Origin of the sequence: Corynebacterium sp. (assembly GCF_030532325.1) — a bacterium.
Classification (GTDB): Bacteria; Actinomycetota; Actinomycetes; order Mycobacteriales; family Mycobacteriaceae; genus Corynebacterium.
The window spans coordinates 26,853-45,180 of record NZ_JAUNLS010000014.1; the positions used below are offsets into that span (position 1 = coordinate 26,853).

The 18,328-nt window shown below is 65.3% G+C and carries 13 protein-coding genes; 6 read left to right on the top strand and 7 right to left on the bottom strand.

All coding sequences use genetic code 11. From position 1 onward, the window contains the following. The first annotated feature begins 62 nt into the window (after positions 1 to 62). From Q4E25_RS08380 to Q4E25_RS08390, 3 genes are read left to right on the top strand one after another with little or no spacing between them, the layout of a single operon-like run. Entirely contained in the window at positions 63 to 1,259 is a 1,197-nt protein-coding gene (locus Q4E25_RS08380; RefSeq protein ID WP_303156313.1) for an acetyl-CoA C-acyltransferase, read from the top strand. Next, positions 1,260 to 2,039 (top strand): enoyl-CoA hydratase/isomerase family protein, encoded by a 780-nt coding sequence (locus tag Q4E25_RS08385; protein WP_303156314.1) that lies wholly within the window; start codon positions 1,260 to 1,262, stop codon positions 2,037 to 2,039. Between the two features lie 51 nt (positions 2,040 to 2,090). After that, complete coding sequence (locus Q4E25_RS08390) at positions 2,091 to 2,942, top strand: 3-hydroxyacyl-CoA dehydrogenase family protein (protein ID WP_303156316.1); 852 nt, start codon at positions 2,091 to 2,093, stop codon at positions 2,940 to 2,942. On the opposite strand, the gene Q4E25_RS08395 is transcribed toward Q4E25_RS08390, so the two are convergent. The 7 genes from Q4E25_RS08395 to Q4E25_RS08425 form a co-directional block, all read right to left on the bottom strand. Next, the gene (locus tag Q4E25_RS08395) at positions 2,930 to 3,706 is read right to left on the bottom strand and encodes a response regulator (RefSeq protein WP_303156318.1); all 777 of its coding nucleotides are present in this window, start codon (positions 3,704 to 3,706) and stop codon (positions 2,930 to 2,932) included. The genes Q4E25_RS08390 and Q4E25_RS08395 overlap by 13 nt on opposite strands. After that, the gene (locus Q4E25_RS08400) at positions 3,699 to 6,374 is read right to left on the bottom strand and encodes an ATP-binding protein (RefSeq protein WP_303156320.1); all 2,676 of its coding nucleotides are present in this window, start codon (positions 6,372 to 6,374) and stop codon (positions 3,699 to 3,701) included. The genes Q4E25_RS08395 and Q4E25_RS08400 overlap by 8 nt, the downstream gene beginning before the upstream one ends. A 12-nt stretch (positions 6,375 to 6,386) precedes the next feature. Further along, positions 6,387 to 6,938, bottom strand: coding sequence for a potassium-transporting ATPase subunit C (locus tag Q4E25_RS08405; RefSeq protein WP_303156322.1), 552 nt, complete (start codon positions 6,936 to 6,938; stop codon positions 6,387 to 6,389). A gap of 84 nt (positions 6,939 to 7,022) precedes the next feature. Continuing rightward, positions 7,023 to 9,110: a potassium-transporting ATPase subunit KdpB gene (kdpB, locus tag Q4E25_RS08410; protein WP_303156324.1), complete on the bottom strand. Its 2,088-nt coding sequence runs from the start codon at positions 9,108 to 9,110 to the stop codon at positions 7,023 to 7,025. After that, positions 9,107 to 10,819: a potassium-transporting ATPase subunit KdpA gene (kdpA, locus tag Q4E25_RS08415; RefSeq protein ID WP_303156359.1), complete on the bottom strand. Its 1,713-nt coding sequence runs from the start codon at positions 10,817 to 10,819 to the stop codon at positions 9,107 to 9,109. The genes kdpB and kdpA overlap by 4 nt, the downstream gene beginning before the upstream one ends. Next, positions 10,819 to 10,914, bottom strand: a complete 96-nt coding sequence (kdpF, locus tag Q4E25_RS08420) for a K(+)-transporting ATPase subunit F (protein WP_303156327.1) — start codon at positions 10,912 to 10,914, stop codon at positions 10,819 to 10,821. Before kdpF ends, kdpA begins: the two co-directional genes overlap by 1 nt. A gap of 319 nt (positions 10,915 to 11,233) precedes the next feature. Then, positions 11,234 to 11,641 carry a PaaI family thioesterase gene (locus Q4E25_RS08425; RefSeq protein ID WP_303156329.1) on the bottom strand — a complete coding sequence of 136 codons (408 nt, stop codon included), beginning with the start codon at positions 11,639 to 11,641 and terminating at the stop codon, positions 11,234 to 11,236. Between the two features lie 97 nt (positions 11,642 to 11,738). Between Q4E25_RS08425 and paaZ the strand changes: the two genes are divergently transcribed. From paaZ to Q4E25_RS08440, 3 genes are all read left to right on the top strand, one after another. Further along, the gene (gene paaZ, locus Q4E25_RS08430; RefSeq protein ID WP_303156330.1) at positions 11,739 to 13,799 is read left to right on the top strand and encodes a phenylacetic acid degradation bifunctional protein PaaZ; all 2,061 of its coding nucleotides are present in this window, start codon (positions 11,739 to 11,741) and stop codon (positions 13,797 to 13,799) included. Positions 13,800 to 14,017: 218 nt separating this feature from the next. Beyond that, positions 14,018 to 15,892: an RNA-binding domain-containing protein gene (locus Q4E25_RS08435; protein ID WP_303156331.1), complete on the top strand. Its 1,875-nt coding sequence runs from the start codon at positions 14,018 to 14,020 to the stop codon at positions 15,890 to 15,892. A 744-nt stretch (positions 15,893 to 16,636) separates the two neighbouring features. Further along, a complete protein-coding gene (locus Q4E25_RS08440) occupies positions 16,637 to 18,313 on the top strand; it encodes an FAD-binding dehydrogenase (protein ID WP_303156333.1) in 1,677 nt (558 codons plus the stop codon). Positions 18,314 to 18,328 lie beyond the last annotated feature (15 nt).

The following is an 18,328-nucleotide window of genomic DNA, read 5'->3' on the forward strand; positions in this document are numbered from 1 at the left end:
AACCACCGCCACAGCGCCAAGAGCACAGCACAGAACGAAGCACAGAAAGCAGAAGGAAACCCATGACTGCATACCTGGTATCCGGATTCCGCACCCCCGTGGGCCGCTACGGCGGCGCGCTGTCCTCGGTGCGCCCCGATGATCTCATCGCCACCGCCATCAAGAAGACCGTCGGGGAGGCCGGGCTGGATCCGGCCGCGGTGGATGAGGTCATCATCGGCAACGCCAACGGCGCCGGCGAGGAAAACCGCAACGTCGCCCGCATGGCCTGGCTGCTGGCCGGCTTCCCGGACACCGTTCCGGGTATTACCGTCAACCGCCTGTGTGCCTCCGGCATGTCCTCCATTGCCCTGGCCACCGCCCTGGTGGAATCCGGCCAGGCCGATATCGTGGTCGCCGGCGGCGTGGAGTCCATGTCCCGCGCGCCCTGGGTCATGGAAAAGCCCGCCAAGCCCTTTGCCAAGCCCGGCGCGGTTTTTGACACCTCCATCGGCTGGCGCTTTGCCAACCCCAAGTTCACCGAGCAGGAGAAGATGACCTACTCCATGCCGGAAACCGCCGAGGAAGTGGCCAACGTTTTTGGCATTACCCGCGAGGAGGCCGATTCCTTCGCGGTGCGTTCCCAAAAGCGCGCGCTGGCCGCCATCGAGGCCGGCAAGTTCGCCCGCGAGATCGTCCCCGTGGAGGTCACCGACCGCAAGGGCAACGTCACCGTGGTGGATACGGACGAGGGCCCGCGCCCCGGCACCACCATGGAGGTCCTGGCCAAGCTGCGCCCGGTGACCTCCCTGGGCGAGGTGACCACGGCGGGCAATGCTTCCTCGCTCAACGACGGCGCTTCCTGCATCATCGTTGCCTCCGAGGAGGCCCTGGAGAAGCACGGCCTCACGGCGCGTGCCCGCGTAGTGGCCAACTCCGCACGCGGCGTTAAGCCGGAGATCATGGGCACCGGCCCCATCCCGGCCACTCGCCAGGTGCTCGAGCGCGCCGGCTGGGAGCTGGACAGCGTGGACGCCATCGAGCTCAACGAGGCCTTTGCCACCCAGTCCATCGCCTGCATCCGCGAGCTCGGCCTGGACGAGGAGAAGGTCAACACCTGGGGCGGCGCCATCGCCCTGGGCCACCCGCTGGGCTCCTCCGGCTCGCGCATCACGCTCACGCTGCTCAACCGCCTGGAGACGGATAACCTCAGCCGCGGCATCGCCACCATGTGCGTGGGCGTGGGCCAAGGCACCGCGATTGCGATTGAGAGGGTCTAAATGACAGCACAGAACGAATCCCAGGCTCAAGCCATCGAGCTCATCGAGCGCGGCGAGGTGCTCATTGCCAAGCTCAACCGCCCGGCGGTGCGCAACGCCATTGACGAGCAGATGGTCTCCGAGCTGCACGATCTCTGCGCTCGGCTGGAGCGCGAGCCGCGAATTCTTGTCATTACCGGTACCACGGTGGAGACCTCCAAGGGCCCGCGCGGCATCTTCGCCTCCGGCGCGGACATTGCCCAGCTGCGTGAGCGCCGGCGTGACGTCGCCCTACGCGGCATCAACTCCGGCATCTTCCACCGCATTGCTCAGCTGCCCTCGCCGGTGATCGCCGCCATCGACGGCTACGCCCTAGGCGGCGGGCTGGAGCTGGCCCTGGCCGCAGACTTCCGCGTGGCCACCCAGTACGCCAAGTTCGGCCAGCCGGAGGCAGGGCTGGGCATCGCCGCTGCCGCCGGGGCCACCTGGCGCCTCAAGGAGTGCGTGGGCACCCCGCTGGCCAAGGAGATCCTGCTGGCCGGGCGCATCCTTAACGGTGAGGAAGCACTGGCTCATCACCTGGTGAGCGAGCTGCACGAGCCCGACGCCCTCCTGGAGGGCGCGGTGGCCCTGGCCGAGCGCATTGCCCAGCAGGATCCGCTGGCAGTGCGCCTGACCAAGCAGCTCATCGATATGCCTGCCGCCGCCCACCCGGCGGTGGATAACATCGCGCAGGCCGTGCTCTTTGAGTCCCCGGCCAAGTTCGACCGCATGCAGGCCTTCCTGGACCGCAAGAAATAGAACCACACTCACAGCACCAAGCACTGACAGCATCACAAGGAGAACACCCACATGACCTCAGCACTGCAGGTACCTGCCAAGGTCGGCGTCCTCGGCGGCGGCCGCATGGGCGCGGGCATCGCACACGCCTTCCTCGCCTCCGGCGCCACCGTGACCGTAGTGGACATCAACGACGACGCCGTGGCTGCCGCCCGCGAGCGCGTGCACAAGGCCATCCGCGGCTCGTTGGATCGCGGTGCGGAGGGCACCTTCGAGTCCTGGGACGAGCGCCTGAGCTTTGCCACGAACGCCTCCGCCTTCGCCGGTGCCGAGCTGGTGGTCGAGGCCGTTCCGGAGTCCATGGATCTCAAGGTCAACGCCTTCCGCTCCATCGCCGAGGCCGCTCCGGAGGCCATCGTGGCCACCAATACCTCCTCGCTGTCTGTCTCCCAGCTGGCGGAGTCCATTCCCAACGACGTCATCGGCCTGCACTTTTTCAACCCGGTTCCGGCCTCCAAGCTGGTGGAGGTCGTGGTGGCGGAGTCCACCCCGGATGCGCTGGTGGATACCGCCAAGGGCTGGGTCGAGGGCCTGGGCAAGACCGCCGTGGTGGTCAAGGACGCCCCGGGCTTTGCCTCCTCCCGCCTGGGTGTGGCCATCGCCCTGGAGGCCATCCGCATGGTGGAAGAAGGCGTGGCCTCCCCGCGCGACATCGACAACGCCATGGTGCTGGGCTACAAGTTCCCCATCGGCCCGCTGGAGCTCACCGACATCGTGGGCCTCGATGTGCGCTTGGGCATCGCGGAGTACCTGGAATCCCAGCTGGGCGAGCGCTTTGCCCCGCCGCAGCTCATGCGCGATATGGTTGCCCGCGGCGAGCTGGGCCGCAAGTCCGGCAAGGGCTTCTACGACTACTCCGAGTAACTAGTTACCGTAACTAGCGCTCTGAGTAACTTAGTCCTCGTAACTTCGTCCTCCGCCGGCTCCGGGATGACAAAGCGATAGCCCAGCCCGGACTCCGTGAGCAGCATGACGGGGTTGGCGGGGTCATCCTCCAGCTTGCGGCGCAGCTGTGAGGTGTAGATGCGCAGGTAGTGGCCCTGGCCCTCGAAGCCGGGGCCCCAGATCTCAGAGAGCAGATCCTCCTTGCGCACCAGCCCGCCCTGGGCGCGCAACAGCGTGGTGAGCACGCCCCACTCCGTCGGCGTCAGGTGCAAAGGCTCGCCTGCCTTGGTGATGGTGTGGCGGGGAACGTCGATGACCACGTCACCCGCGCGCACCACGGTGTTCTCCGGGCGCAGGGCCGCGCGCTGCGGGCCGCCGTGGCGCAGGGCCACGCGCACGCGCGCGAGCAGCTCCTCCATGGAGAAGGGCTTGGTCACGTAATCGTCAGCGCCGCGGTCCAGGGCCGAGGCGCTAAAGAGCGGATCGGAACGCGCCGTGAGGATGATGACCGGCACCGAGGACCACCCGCGGATGCCCTCCAGCACCACGGTGCCGTCCATGTCCGGCAGGCCCATGTCCAGGATCACCACGTCGGGCTGCTGCTGGGAGACCACCGTGAGGCCGTCGGTGCCGGTGGCCGCCGGGTGCACCTCGTAGCCGCGCGCCTTGAAGTTGATGCTCAAGGCATTAAGCAGGCGGGGATCATCGTCGATGATGGCGATGCTGATCTTTGTGCTAGTCATTGTCTTCGTTCTTCCTCTCCCGGTTGGTTCTCGCCCGGTGGTCATCTCCGCGCTGCGGCGCGTGCGCTGTCGCTGCATCCGATGCCGGGAGGCTCAAGATAAAGGTGGCGCCCGGGGTGGCCTCCACCGTGATGCTACCGCCCATGGCCTCCACGAAGCCGTGCACAACGGATAGGCCCAGGCCCACGCCGTTGTCATTGCTCGTATCCCCCAGGCGCTGGAAGGCCTGGAAGAGCTCCTCGCGCTTATCGGCCGGGATGCCCGGCCCCTCGTCGGAGACGGCTAGCTCCACGCGCTCGCCGCTGAGCGCCGCGCTGAGCGTGACCTCCCCCTCCGGCGCGTAGCGCAGGGCGTTATCAAAGAGGTTGGCCAGCACGCGCTCCATGAGCGTGTTGTCAGCGCAGCAGCTTATCCCACGCAGGCTGGGATCCAGCCGGATGCGGCCGATTTCCTCCGGGCTGTGTCCGAAGGCGCAGGAGGCAATGGCCCGGTTGGCCACCTCCGAGATGTCCACGGTCTCCCGGCGCGCGGTGATGGCCCCGGCGCTCAGGCGCGAGTAGTCCAGCAGGTTGGTCACCAGTCCGGTGAGCTCCTCAATGCTGGCGGCGGTCTCCGCCAGGAGCATCTCCTGATCCTCCGGGCTGAACTCGATCTCCTTGTTGCGCAGGGAGGAGACCGCCAGCTTCGCGGTGGCCAGCGGGGTGCGCAGATCGTGGCTCACACTGGAGAGCAGCGCGCGGCGCAGCTCGTCGGCGGCGGCGATGGCCCCGGCGCGGGCGGCCTCAGCGGCCAGGCGCTCGCGGCGCACAATGCCCGCCAGGTAGCCGGCGACCACCGCCACCAGGCCGCGATCCCGCGCGGAGAGGGCTGGGCCCTCGAGGACCAGCTGCACGGTGGCATCTTCGCTGGCCACGACGGTCTCCACCACCTTCTTTCTGGTGGCGTTCACTGGTGCTTTGTTTTCTGTTGCGTTGCCCTCGGCGCCGTGCTGGCTCGCGCCGGTGCCCCAGGAGGCCAGGAGGATCCCGTCGGCGTCGTAAAGCTCAGCCTTGTAGCAGCTGAAGGCCTCCCCCACCTTGCGCATGACAGTATCGGTGGGCGAGGAATCGGCGCGGCGGTTAAGCGCGGCGCGGGAAAACACGGTGAGCAGCTCGGCGTCGCGGGCGGCGATAGAGGCGTTGCGGCGCTCGATCTTGGCCCGGCGCACCAGAATGCCCACCGCCAGGGCGATGGCCACCATGACCACCAGCACAATGGCGTTGGCCGGCTCAGCGATGTCGAAGGTGTGCAGTGGCTCAGTAAAGAACCAGTTCACCGCCAGCCCGGAGGCCACCGCCACCGCCACCGCGGGCCACAGGCCGCCGAAGAGGCTGACCAGGAGGATGAGCGCGAAGTAGAAGGCGGAGGTGGTTCCGGTGCCCAGGTGCGGGCCGTCCATCTCCATGAGGAAGGCAGTCACGCCCACAAAGCCCAGGGCGGAGCCGCCCCAGGCCAGAGCGCGCTGCGGCAGCGGCCGGAAGGGGTGCAGCAGCTGGGAGAAGGGCAGGGGCTTATCCGGCGGGAGGTTGACAATGTGGCAGTCGATCTTGCCGGAGTCACGCAGCACGACCTCAGCCACCGTGCCGTGCCAGTGCAGCCCACAGCGGCGGCGCGGGGAGACACCGAGCACCAGCTGGGTGGCGTTGACGCTGCGCGCGAAGTTGAGTAGGGCCTCCGGCACGGAATCACCGGTGACCTGGTGCAGGCGCGCGCCCACGTCCTGGGCCAGGGCCTGCAGTTTGGCCAGCTGCTGGGCAGAGCCGGCCACCGAGGAGGAGCCGGAGGCAAAGGAATCACCAAAAACCACGTGCACCACGTGCAGCTCGGCGGAGGACTTGGTGGCGATGCGCCGGCCGCGGCGGATGAGCAGCTCGGCGTGGGCCACGTTCTGGATGGCCACCACCACGCGCTCGCGAGCCTCCCAGGTATCGGTGATTTCCTGCTCCACGCGGTAGGTGATGAGCGCCTCATCCACCTGATCCGCCAGCCACAGCAGGGCCAGCTCGCGCAGGGCGGTGAGGTTGCCCACCCGGAAGTAGTTGCCCAGCGCCGGACCGATGCGCTCCTCGCGGTAAACCTGCCCGTCGGACAGCCGGGTGCGCAGCAGCTGCGGGGAGACGTCCACCAGCTCGATCTCCTCGGCGGCGCGGACCACCTCATCGGGCACCGTCTCCTGTGGTGCTATGCCGGTGATCTGCTTGATCACGTCGTTGAGGCTCTCCAGGTGCTGGATGTTGAGGGTGGAGATGACGTCGATGCCGGCATCCAGGATCTCCTCTACGTCCTCCCAGCGCTTGGCATGTTCTTCATCGCGCGGGTTGGAGTGGGCGAACTCATCCACCAGCACAATCTGCGGGCGGCGCGCGATCACCGCGGCGGTGTCGAGCTCCCCTGCCGCCATGCCGGGCACGGGGCGTCGAGGGATGACCTCCAGACCCTCACACAGGGTGCGGGTGTACTCGCGGCCGTGATCCTCCACGATGCCCACCACCACGTCCTTGCCGGCGCGCGCCAGGTTGTGCGCCTCCCCCAGCATGGCGCAGGTCTTGCCCGCGCCCGGCGCAGCACCCAGGTAGATCTTCAGGCTGCCGCGCTTGGAGCGTGGGGTGGGCGGGGTCTTCTCACTCATGGGTTACTCATTTTAGGCGCAGGGCGTTGGCGTGGGCAGGGACATATTGAGCGTGGTGACGTTCACCGCGTCCTGGCCCAGGAAGCCCAGGCTGGCGTGCTCGGTGTTCTCCGCAATGAGCTGGCGCACCTCCTCGACGCTGATGCCCTGCTCGCGGGCCACGCGCGGGGCCTGCAGCTCGGCGTAGGCGGGGCTGATGCCGGAGTCCACGCCGGAGCCGGAGCCGGTGAGGGCGTCGGCAGGCACGGCCTCGGGGCTAACCCCCTCGCGCTGGGCAATCTCTCCCCGGCGCTGGTGGATGGCCTTTTCCAGCTCGGAGCTGGAGGCGCCGTAGTTGCTCATGCCCTCGGCGCGGGCGAAGAAGTAGGGGCCCTCGGTGAGCCCGTCCTGGATCTGGGTGGAGCCCACGAGGCACTCGCCGTTGTGGATGAGGTTGCCGTCGGCGGAATCCGCCGTGGCGCGGGATACCCCCCAGATGGCCACCGGGTAGAGCAGGCCCAGCGCCAGGGTGCACAGCAGCACGGCGACGAAGCCGGCGGCGAGGTTTCGCATGTAGACGCGCATTGTTCTTTCCTTTGAGTCCTTGACTGTCTTCTGTTGGTCTCTTCTGTTGGTGTCTTCTGCTGGTTTTCTTCTGTCTGGGTCTGCCTAGAGCCCCGGCAGCAGCGAGACGACCTGATCGATGAGCCAGATGCCGATGAACGGGGTGATCACGCCGCCCAGGCCCCAGATGCCCAGGTTGCGGCGCAGCAGGGAGGAGGCCCCCGCCGGCTTGTAGCTGACACCCTTAAGCGCCAGCGGGATGAGGGCGATGATGATGAGCGCGTTGAAGACCACCGCGGAGACAATCGCGGACTGCGGGGAGTGCAGGTTCATCACGTTGAGCGCTTCCAGGTGCGGCAGCTGGGTGGAAAACAGCGCCGGCAGGATGGCGAAGTACTTGGCCAGGTCATTGGCCAGGGAGAAGGTGGTCAGCGCGCCGCGGGTGATGAGCAGCTGTTTGCCGATGCGCACGACGTCGATCAGCTTGGTGGGATCCGAATCCAGATCCACCATGTTGGCGGCCTCCTTGGCCGCGGAGGTGCCGGTGTTCATGGCCACGCCGACATCCGCCTGTGCCAGCGCCGGGGCGTCGTTGGTGCCATCGCCGGTCATGGCCACCATGCGGCCCTGGGACTGCTCCTCCCTGATGCGGGCCAGCTTGTCCTCCGGGGTGGCCTCGGCGATGTAGTCATCCACGCCGGCCTCCTGGGCAATCGCTGCGGCGGTCAGCGGGTTATCGCCGGTGACCATCACCGTCTTGATGCCCATCTGGCGCAGCTCAGCGAAGCGCTCGGCCATGCCCGGCTTGACGACGTCACTTAGGCGCACCACCGCGATAACCTTGCGGTTTCCCGCGGAATCCTCCACCGCGACGGGCAGCGGGGTGCCGCCCTCCTGGGCAATCTGGGTGATGGACTCCTCGATCTCCTGCGGCCACTGGCCGCCGGTCTCGGTGACCCAGCGGCGCACGGCATCACCGGCACCCTTGCGCAGCTTGCGCCCGCCGATGTCCAGGCCGGACATACGGGTGGAGGCGCTAAACGGGATGACCTCGGCGGTCTTTTCCTCCTCGCTGACCGTAGTGTCCAGCCCGTATGTCTCCGTGAGCCAGGCAACGATGGAGCGGCCCTCCGGGGTCTCGTCCGCCACCGAAGCGACGCGCGCGATGCGGGCTGCCTCCTGCTCATCCTCGCCCTGGGCCACGATGAGCCCGGTGGCCTGGCGGTTGCCGTAGGTAATGGTGCCGGTCTTATCCAGCAGCAGGGTGGCGACGTCACCCGCAGCCTCCACCGCGCGGCCGGAGGTGGCCAGCACATTGTGGTGCACCAGGCGGTTCATGCCCGCGATACCCACTGCGGAAAGCAGGGCGGCGATGGTGGTGGGGATGAGGCAGACCAGCAGCGCGATGAGCGAAAGCGGATCCAGCTCCGCGCCGGTGAAGATACCCATCGGGGCCAGGGCGGTCACCGCGATGAGAAAGAGGATGGTCAGGGTGGACAACAGGATGCTCAGCGCAATCTCGTTGGGGGTCTTGCGGCGCTCCGCACCCTCCACCAGGGCGATCATCGTGTCGACGAAGGTGGAGCCAGGCTCGGAGGTGATCTGCACCAGGATGGAATCGGAGAGCACCACCGTACCGCCGGTCACCGCGCAGCGGTCGCCGCCGGCCTCGCGGACCACGGGGGCGGACTCGCCGGTGATGGCGGACTCGTCCACGGTGGCCGCGCCCTCGATGACGTCGCCGTCGCCGGGAATGGTCTCCCCCGCCTCGACGCGCACGAGTGCACCGCGGGTCAGCTCGGAGGCCGGGATGACGGTGATGCTGCCGTCTGTGCCCACGAGGTTGGCGGTGGCGTCATCACGCACCGCGCGCAGGCTATCGGCCTGGGCCTTGCCGCGGCCTTCCGCGAAGGCCTCGGCGAAGGCAGCAAAGGCGATGGTGAACCACAGCCACAGCGTGATCACCCAGGAGTAGACGCTGGGGTTGACCAGGGACCAGAGGGTGGTCAGGGCCGCGCCGACCCACACGACGAACATCACGGGGTTGCGCGCCTGGGCCACCGGCGACATCTTGCGCGGCAGCTGTCTTAAAGCCGCGGCGGCCAGGCCGGAGTTGGTACTACCGGAACCACCGCTGTGTGCGCGGGTGGCCTTGTCAGGCTGGGAAGGCTGGGTGGTGGTGGGGGATGTCATGATAGTGCCTCCGAGATCGGACCCAAGGTCAGGACGGGGAAGAAGGTCAGTGCGGCGACAAGCAGGATGACGCCGATGGTAAGCAGCGCGAAGGTCACGCCGGACGTCGGCAAGCTGCCCGCGGTGGTGGCCTGCCGGCGCTGGCCCGCCAGGCTACCGGCCAGGTAAAGGGCAAAGACGATGGGCAGGAAGCGGCCCAGCAGCATGGCGATGCCCAGGGAGATCTGCCACCAAGGCTCGGTGACGGTCAGGCCGGCGAAGGCGGAGCCGTTGTTGTTGGCCGCGGAGGTAAAGGCGTAGAGCACTTCGGAGAGGGCGTGGGCGTTATCCGCCGTGCCCGGCGCGCCGAAGTTGGTTGCTGAGGCCTCCACCAGCTTGTTCTGCGCCACCGAGGCGCCCACGCCCACCAGCACGAGCACCGGCATGATGAGGATGTAGAGGCTGACCGCGGAGATCTCCTTGCGGCCGATCTTGTTGCCCATGAACTCCGGGGTACGCCCCACGAGCAGTCCGCCAATGAACACCGAGAGGATGGCCACGATGAGCAGGCCGTAGAGGCCGGTGCCCACGCCGCCCGGGGCGATCTCACCGAGCAGCATGTTGAGGATGAGCAGGCCACCGCCCAGCGGGGAGTAGCTATCGTGCATCGAGTCCACCGCGCCCGTGGAGGTACCCGTGGTGGAGACGGCGAAGAGGGCGGAGGCGTTGATGCCAAAGCGCTGCTCGATGCCCTCCATGTTGGCGCCGGCCGCGGTGGCCGCCCCGCCCACCAGGGTGTTCTGTGCCCAAGTGACGAGGATGACCATGATGGTCCAGATGCCGCCGGCCACGCCGAGCAGCGTCCAGGCCTGCTTGTGGTTGTTGAGCATCACGCCGTAGGTGCGGATGAAGCAGAAGGAGATGACCAGCAGGGAGAAGATCTCCACGAGGTTGGTGAAGCCGGTGGGGTTCTCAAAGGGGTGCGCGGAGTTGGCACCGAAGATGCCGCCGCCGTTGGTGCCCAGCAGCTTGATGGCCTCCTGGCTGGCCACGGGCGCGCGGGAAATATCCACGCCGTGGGCGCTGACCAGGTTGGAGCCGAAGGTCTGCATGGTGCCGCCGAAGACGAGCACGAGGGAGATGACCACGGACAGGGGCAGTAGGATGCGCACCAGGCTGCGGGTGAGATCCACCCAGAAGTTACCGATGAGGCTCTGGCCGGACTCGGTGGCCAGCTTGTCGCGGCCGTAGCCCAGGTGGCCGATGCCGCGGATGAGGGCTACGGCCACGGACATGCCCACGGCGGCGGAGGCGAAGTTCTGCACCGTCAGGCCCAGCATCTGGGTGGCGTTGGTCAGCGCTTCCTCACCGGAGTAGGACTGCCAGTTGGTGTTGGAGGTAAAGGAGGCCGCGGTGTTGAAGGCCATCCACGGCTCGACGGCCTCCTCGCGGGCGTTGCCGAAGCTGGGCAGCACCGTCTGCAGGCGCTGGATGGCATAGAGCACCAGCACGGAGGCCACGCTGAAGCCGAGCAGCGCGCGGGTGTAATTCTTGGAGTTGTGCCCGCGGTTCGGGTCCACGCGCAGCACGGTGTAGACGGCCTTTTCTACGGCCCAGTCTTTATCTGAAGTGTAGCTGCGGGCCATCCAGTTGCCGAGGGGGACGAAGGCAATGGCCAGCAGGGCGACGAGAGCAAGATACTGTGGCGCCGCCGCCACGATGGCCGCCATCATGCGAAGCGCTCCGGGTCAATGAGAGAGATGACAAGGTAGATCACCAGCGCCGCCACGATGACGAGGCCGATGACTGCTGTGGTGGTGGACATGGTTACGCGTCACCACCCATGACTTCATTGACGGCGGAGGGAATGCCGAGAGTGAGAAGCACGACCACAATGACAACTACGTCCAACATGTGGGTGAGACCCCCTTTTAACGTGAATAAAACGGAAGCTGTGCCACGGTGCTCGCGCACCGGGCGCCGGTGTGAGCAACACCTGCCGTGTTAAAAGTTAGGTCTGCGAAGTGCCTGGGCTACTCGTTCTTTGCGGCATCTTTACACCCGCGCACGGAATCTTTACGCCTTCTTTACACCACCCTGTTTCTGGCGGATCCGCGACGGCGCGCGGCTCCATGAGCGCTGTACTAACGCTCCACGAGGGCGTTGGTGATGCGGGCCGTGCACAGCCTCGTGCCGGCCTCGTCGGTGATCACGATCTCGTGGCTGCACAGGGTTTTGCCCAGCTTGATGGCCGTGGCGGTGGCAGTAACCAGGCCCGCGCGCCCGGAGGCGTGGTGGGTGGCGTTGATGTCCACCCCGACGGCCACTTTTCCCAGCGTGGAGGCGTGGATGACGGCCGCCCAGCTGCCCACGGCCTCGGCCAGGCAGGCCATGGCCCCGCCGTGCAGCAGGCCGAAGGACTGGGTGTTGCCCTCCACGGGCATGGTGGCCACCACGCGCTCGGCGGATTCCTCGATGACCTGCACGCCCATCTTCTTATCCAACTCCCCCAGCTGGATGCTCCACACCTCGGGTTGCGTTGCCTCTTCCATTGTCGCCTCCGCTTCTTTCCTCTAGAAATGTGACGCAGACTATACTAGCCTGTATTTACTGACCAACCGTTCAGCAACGTGCGAAAGGTAACACCCTATGACCGACGCCCTCGTCCCCAGCTACCTCTCCGGCCAGTGGGTCACTCCCGAGAACCCTACCCGCGTAACCGAGGTCCACGATTCCTCCACCGGCGAGCTCGTAGCCCTAGTCAGCGCTGAGGGCCTCGACATCGCCGGCGCCATCGACTACGCCCGCACCACCGGGCGCGCAGGGCTACAAGAGCTCACCTTCCACGAGCGCGCCCTCAAGCTCAAGCAGCTGGCCCTCTACCTGCAGGATCACCGCGATGAACTCAACCAGCTGGCGCATAAGGCCGGCGCCAACAAGCGCGATAACTTCGTCGACGTCGACGGCGGCATCTCCACCATGTTCACCTTCTCCTCCAAGGGCCGCCGCGAGATGCCCAATGCCACCGTCATGCCCGACGGCGAACCGGAGGTCTTTGCCAAGGACGGCTCCTTCCTCGGCCGCCACATCTACACCTCCATCCCCGGCGTGGCCGTGCAGATCAACGCCTTCAACTTCCCGGTGTGGGGCATGCTGGAGAAGTTCGCCCCGGCCTTCATCGCCGGCGTGCCGTCCATCGTCAAGCCCGCCACCCCCACCGGCTACGTCACCGAGGCCTGCGTGCGCCTCATGATTGACTCCGGCATCCTGCCCGAGGGCAGCCTCCAGCTCATCTCCGGCTCCGCCCGCGACCTGCTGGATTACCTGGACTACCGCGATCACGTAACCTTCACCGGCTCGGCGGCCACCGCCCACGCGCTGCGCAACCACCGCAACGTCATCGAGGGTGGTGTGCAGTTCAGCTCCGAGGCAGACTCCCTCAACGCCGCCATCCTGGGCACGGACGTCACCGAGGACTCCCCCGAGTTCGAGGCCTTTGTCAAGGCCGTCTTCAACGAGATGACCTCCAAGGCCGGCCAGAAGTGCACCGCCATCCGCCGCGCAATCGTTCCCAACCAGCTCGTGGAGCCCGCCATCGCCGCCCTCTCCGCGCGTCTGAAGGACAAGGTGGTCGTGGGCGATCCACGCGATGAGAACGCCACCATGGGCCCGCTGGTCTCGGTGGACCAGCGCAAGGACGTCGCGGAGGCAGTTGAGAAGCTCAAGGCCGCCGGCGGCGAGGTGGTCTACGGCGGCGAGGAGCTCGAGGGTGCCTTCTTCTCCCCCACCATCCTGCGCTTTGCCGATAACCGCGCGGAGGCCGTCCACTCCACCGAGGCCTTCGGCCCCGTGGTCTCCTTCCTGGGCTACGACTCCCCCGCTGAGGCCGTTGAGCTCGCCGCCCTGGGCGCTGGCTCCCTCGTGGCCTCCGTCATCACCCACGACGGCGACCTCGCCCGCGACTACGCCCTGGGCATCGCCGCCCACCACGGCCGCCTCCACTTCCTGGACCGCGACGACGCCAAGACCTCCACCGGCCACGGCTCTCCCCTGCCCCACCTGGTGCACGGCGGCCCGGGCCGCGCCGGCGGTGGTGAGGAGCTCGGCGGCGTGCGTGGCATCAAGCACTACATGCAGCGCACCGCCGTGCAAGGCACCCCGGATCACCTCACCGCCATCATCGGCCAGTGGCACCGCGGCGCCGCCGTACAGCGCGTCACCCGCGCCGATGTTGAAGCCGGCCGCGGCACCCACCCCTTCCGCAAGGACCTAGCAACCCTGCGCATTGGTGATCAATTCGCCTCCGAGCTACGCAAGGTCTCGCTGGAGGACATCACCGCCTTTGCCAACACCACCGGGGATACCTTCTACGCGCACACCGATGAGGAGGCCGCCACGGCCAACCCCTTCTTCCCCCGCCGCGTGGCCCACGGCTACCTGCTGGTCTCCTGGGCCGCGGGCCTGTTCGTGGAACCCGCCCCGGGCCCGGTGCTGGCCAACTACGGCCTGGAGAACCTGCGCTTTATCACCCCGGTGACCTACGATGACTCCATCCGCGTGGAGCTCACCGCCAAGCGCATCACCCCGCGCGTGACGGATGATTACGGCGAGGTCTGCTGGGATGCCGTGCTCTACAACCAGAACGATGAGATTGTGGCGACCTATGACGTGCTCACCCTCGTGGAGAAGGTCAACACCACCTACGCCTAACTCAAGCACACCGCTGCATCCCCGGGCTTCCGGCCACGTTTCTCAAGAGCTCGGCGGCATCGTCCGAGCTCTACTTGATTCCTAATCGCATTAAGGCCCAACACACACCAGGCTGTTGGGCGATGCGACCTAGTTGTGTTTGCCATGAGTTGTTGTTCGTAGGCCACGGCAGCTCAAAACAACTGTAAACAACTCTGAAACAACTCCGATCAACTATCGTGAGCTGCGCCGATACCACCATCGAGCACGCATCTCTTCTCTTTTCTCGCTACGTAGTTGTTGCGGAGTTGTTTCAGAGTTGTTTTTTCGTCGCATCCACAACAGAAAAACAACTTCCTGGGAAAATGTACAATGTCCCCATGCCCTCAGGAATGGATCTCTTACCCACCCACGTATGTGACGCCCTCGACGCTATTTGGAAGGGCGAAAATGCCGATGCTGTCGAATCTGAGGTTTTGGAGTTCAAAGAGGATCCTGCCGCGTTGCCCGATGAAAAGCGTCGGGGCGGTAATCCCGAAGCGGCCATTATCGAGAAGCTCATCGATGAGTCAGTGTGCCTTGCAAACGGAGACAGTAGTTCGGGGCATATCATCCTCGGCGTCAGCGACAAGGTGGGCGGCCCCGAGGGATTTAGCGGGACTTCGATGGATCCGCAATCTATCGAAAAGAAGATTTTCAACGGAACCAAACCGAACCTGCGAGTCGAGGCCACTGAGATTGAGTTTCATGGCACTCGTCTCATTGTAATTCGTGTCCCGGAGGCATTGACTTTCTACCAACGAACCAGAGGCCAAGCCTCGCGCAGAGTAGGCACGTCGTGCGAGCCCGTATCCGAAGAGACCCGACGGGCGATTGCCTTGGCCAGGGCAAACCCTGACTATTCCAACACACTTTCCACCCGCAGCGTAGAAGACATCGACCTTCTTTCGCTCGCCGAAGCACGCCGCCTTTTGCAAGTAAAGCGCAATACGTCCGGTGAAAACGCTCACGTACCTGAAACCACATTGGGACTATTGCGCGAACTAGGACTTCTCGACGAAAGCGGCAGGCTCAAACGCGCGGGCGAAATCTTGCTACTGCCGAATGAGCAGCCACACGTCAGTATCCGCCACTTATGGCGTTCGATGATCGGTGCGGCCCCAAAGGTCACTGAGATTTCCGCACCTCTGATTGAAGCTCTCCCCCAGATACTGCGACTCGTTTCCGAGCGCGGCGGCCAAGAAATCGAGCGTATTCAGCTCGACAACGGCCAGGAATCCGCCGTCCCGCGATTCCCTGGTCAAGCTGTTGATGAAGCGATTACTAACGCTGTCATTCACCGTGATTGGCAGCTCACACGCCCCATCGTCATCGAGCAATCTCCACGAACTCTAAAAATCTTTTCACCCGGATCCCTTCCATATGGGGTCAAAGCAAGCAAGCTTCTTACTACCCCATCGATACCGCGCAACGGGCGCTTAATGGCATGTATGCGCATGCTGGGGCTGGCCGAGGAGTCCTCCCGAGGCTTCGACCGTATGTGGGCAGCCATGCTACGTACTGGCCGTGAGGTGCCCCAGGTCACCGCAGAGGAAACCTACGTGGAAGTCGTCATGTCCGCTGGCACACCAGATGCAGATTTTGTGCGGTCACTCCAGCACCTAGAGGAGGCAAAAGGGCACGATGCAATCTCAAACCTGACTACTCTCATTGTGCTGTGGCACCTATGGCACGCCCCGCTTATCACTTTTGGCCAAGTGAAGGAAAAGACCCATTCCTCCGACATTGAATCCGAGGAACTGATGAACGAACTGGAAGAGCTCGACATCATCACACGCGTTCGGGATGCAAACGAATGGGTCCTCAGCGATTTCAGCCGAAAGGCCATGGGCAAAGACGCCGCCGGAGAGCTGGCTACCATCAGCGTCCAGGAGTGGATTGAGGAACGCCTGAGAGCCGGCGAAAAACTGGTAACCACTGATCTAGCAGAAGAAACTGGTCTTGAGCGTCGCGAAGTTACTAATGTCCTCCGCCACCTCCGTACCTTGGGTCGCGCAATTATTGATCCTGATGGCCCGCAGCGCGGTCCTCGCACACGGTGGATTGCGCCTTAGTGCACACTGCCGAGTGGACCATTAGCCGACACGACCCATCACAACTCAAAACAACTGTAAACAACTCTGAAACAACTCCGATCAACTATCGTGAGCTGCGCCGATACCACCATCGAGCACGCATCTCTTCTCTTTTCTCGCTACATAATTGTTGCGGAGTTGTTTCAGAGTTGTTTTTCGTCGCAGCCACAACAGAAATCAACTCCCTGGGGAAATACCAATGACAATGCCAATCAGCTAGCCTGCTCGATTAAGTTCTTCCCCTCGGTCAGCTCGCCGGCCCCATCCACACAGAGAAGGTCAACACCACCTACGCCTAACCTCTGGAATACCCCGGTAGCTCAGTGCTGGTAGCTTCTCTGGCATGCACACACATGGCAAGAATCTAATTAAAGTGACAAACCCAGCCTCGCTCTTCCGGGCGCCATTGACGTCGAGCAATTAGATGATGGCTGGCTCTTTCACCGCCTGCCCGAGTGGGCCCGCCGCCAATGCGATGACCCACAATTAGCCACGGTGGAAACCCAGCCCAGTGGTGTTCGGCTCGTGTCCTCACCCACGCCACCGTCATCGAACTAACGCTTCAGCGCACGCGAGACAGCATCCGCGGCATGCCGCTGCGCCCCGACGGCGTACTCGACATCGTCGTTGATGACGAGCTGCACGAGCACAACACCATGACGGGCGGACGCTCTAGGCCCAGCGCGGCAGCGTGCCGGTGTGATTTTCCGTATTCTTTCTTTCATGAGCAAAACTGACCCCATCATCATCGTCGGCACCGGCCTGGCCGGCCTCGTTGCGGGCTACGAGGCGCACAAGGGCGGCAAGCACGTCATCTTCCTCGAGCAGGAAAACCGCGCCAACCTGGGCGGCCAGGCCTTCTGGTCCCTCGGCGGGTTGTTTTACGTGGACTCGCCCGAGCAGAAGATGATGCGGGTCAAGGACTCCGAGGAGCTGGCCTGGCGGGACTGGGCCAACTCCGCCGACTACGACGATCCCACCGATCCCTCCTCCCACGACTACTGGCCGCAGCGATGGGGCCGCGAGTACGTGCGCTTTGCCGCCCAGGAAAAGCGCACGTACTTGAAGTCACTCGGGCTCAACGTGCTGCCCACCATCGGCTGGGCCGAGCGCGGCTCCGGAGACGCCTCCGGGCACGGCAACTCCGTTCCCCGCTTCCACCTGACCTGGGGCACTGGCCCGGAGGTGGTGCGCGTCTTCCGCGAGCCGCTTCTTAAAGCCGAGCAGCACGGCGAGGTGGAGTTCCACTTCCGCCACCGCGTGGACTCGCTCATCACCGAAGGCCAGCGCGTCGTCGGCGTGCGCGGCAGCGTGCTCGCCCCCACCGACGCTGAGCGTGGCGTGGCCAGCAACCGGGACGTCGTCAAGCATTTTGAGCTGCGCGGGGCGGCGGTGATCATCGCCACCGGCGGCATCGGCGGCAACCTGGAGAAGGTCCGTGAGATGTGGCCGCAGGAGCGCTGGGGTGAGTGCCCCGAGGAACTGGTGCAGGGAGTGCCCGCGCATGTCGACGGCCGCGGCATCGACATCGCCCACGCCGCCGGCGCCACCCTGGTCAATACTGACCGCATGTGGCACTACCCGGAGGGAATGAGCAACTGGAACAGCATCTGGCCGCAGCACGGCATCCGCATCATCCCCGGGCCCTCCTCCCTGTGGCTCGATGCCGAGGGCAAGCGGCTTCCCACCAACCTCTTCCCCGGTTCCGACAACCTGGCCGCGCTCGCCCACATCGGGCGCACCGGCCACGGCTACTCGTGGTTCGTGCTCAACCAGGCCATCGCCGATAAGGAATTCATCTTCTCCGGCTCGGAGCAGAACCCGGATCTCACCGATAAGGAGTTCACAAAGCTGCTGGGCAAGGTGGGCCCCGGCACCCACGTGGCGGTCAAGGCCTTCATGGACAACGGCATCGACTGGGTGGTGGAGGACTCCCTGGACTCCTTGGTCGCGAGCATGAACCGCATCAGCCCGCAGGGCGCGCCCGCCATCGACGCCGCCCAGCTGCGCGCCCTCATCGAGGACCGCGATTCCCAGCTGGACAATCCCTTCTCCAAGGACGCGCAGGTCAACTACATCCGCATCGCCCGCGGCTTCCTCGGCGATAAACTCGTGCGCTGCGCCGCCCCGCACAAGCTGCTCGATCCCTCCAAGGGCCCGCTCATCGCGGTGCGCCTGAAGGTGCTCACCCGCAAAACCCTCGGCGGTATCCAGACCAACCTCGCCGGTCAGTGCCTGAACCCCGACGGCACAGTGCTGCCCGGGCTCTACGCCTGCGGCGAGGCCGCCGGATTCGGCGGCGGTGGCATGCATGGCAAGAACGCGCTGGAGGGAACCTTCCTGGGCGGATGCATCCACTCCGGCAAGCGGGTGGGCGAGGCACTCGCCGCGCAGCGCTAGGGCCCGCTTCCTCCC

Bases quoted from the DNA above. Each gene is read 5' to 3' on its own strand.
- Q4E25_RS08440 (WP_303156333.1), top strand. From the start codon at position 16,637: ATGAGCAAAACTGACCCCATCATCATCGTCGGCACCGGCCTGGCCGGC.
- Q4E25_RS08405 (WP_303156322.1), bottom strand. From the start codon at position 6,938: ATGCGCGTCTACATGCGAAACCTCGCCGCCGGCTTCGTCGCCGTGCTG.
- Q4E25_RS08400 (WP_303156320.1), bottom strand. From the start codon at position 6,374: ATGAGTGAGAAGACCCCGCCCACCCCACGCTCCAAGCGCGGCAGCCTG.
- kdpF (WP_303156327.1), bottom strand. From the start codon at position 10,914: ATGTCCACCACCACAGCAGTCATCGGCCTCGTCATCGTGGCGGCGCTG.
- Q4E25_RS08380 (WP_303156313.1), top strand. From the start codon at position 63: ATGACTGCATACCTGGTATCCGGATTCCGCACCCCCGTGGGCCGCTAC.
- Q4E25_RS08425 (WP_303156329.1), bottom strand. From the start codon at position 11,641: ATGGAAGAGGCAACGCAACCCGAGGTGTGGAGCATCCAGCTGGGGGAG.
- Q4E25_RS08390 (WP_303156316.1), top strand. From the start codon at position 2,091: ATGACCTCAGCACTGCAGGTACCTGCCAAGGTCGGCGTCCTCGGCGGC.
- Q4E25_RS08395 (WP_303156318.1), bottom strand. From the start codon at position 3,706: ATGACTAGCACAAAGATCAGCATCGCCATCATCGACGATGATCCCCGC.
- paaZ (WP_303156330.1), top strand. From the start codon at position 11,739: ATGACCGACGCCCTCGTCCCCAGCTACCTCTCCGGCCAGTGGGTCACT.
- Q4E25_RS08385 (WP_303156314.1), top strand. From the start codon at position 1,260: ATGACAGCACAGAACGAATCCCAGGCTCAAGCCATCGAGCTCATCGAG.
- kdpB (WP_303156324.1), bottom strand. From the start codon at position 9,110: ATGACATCCCCCACCACCACCCAGCCTTCCCAGCCTGACAAGGCCACC.
- kdpA (WP_303156359.1), bottom strand. From the start codon at position 10,819: ATGGCGGCCATCGTGGCGGCGGCGCCACAGTATCTTGCTCTCGTCGCC.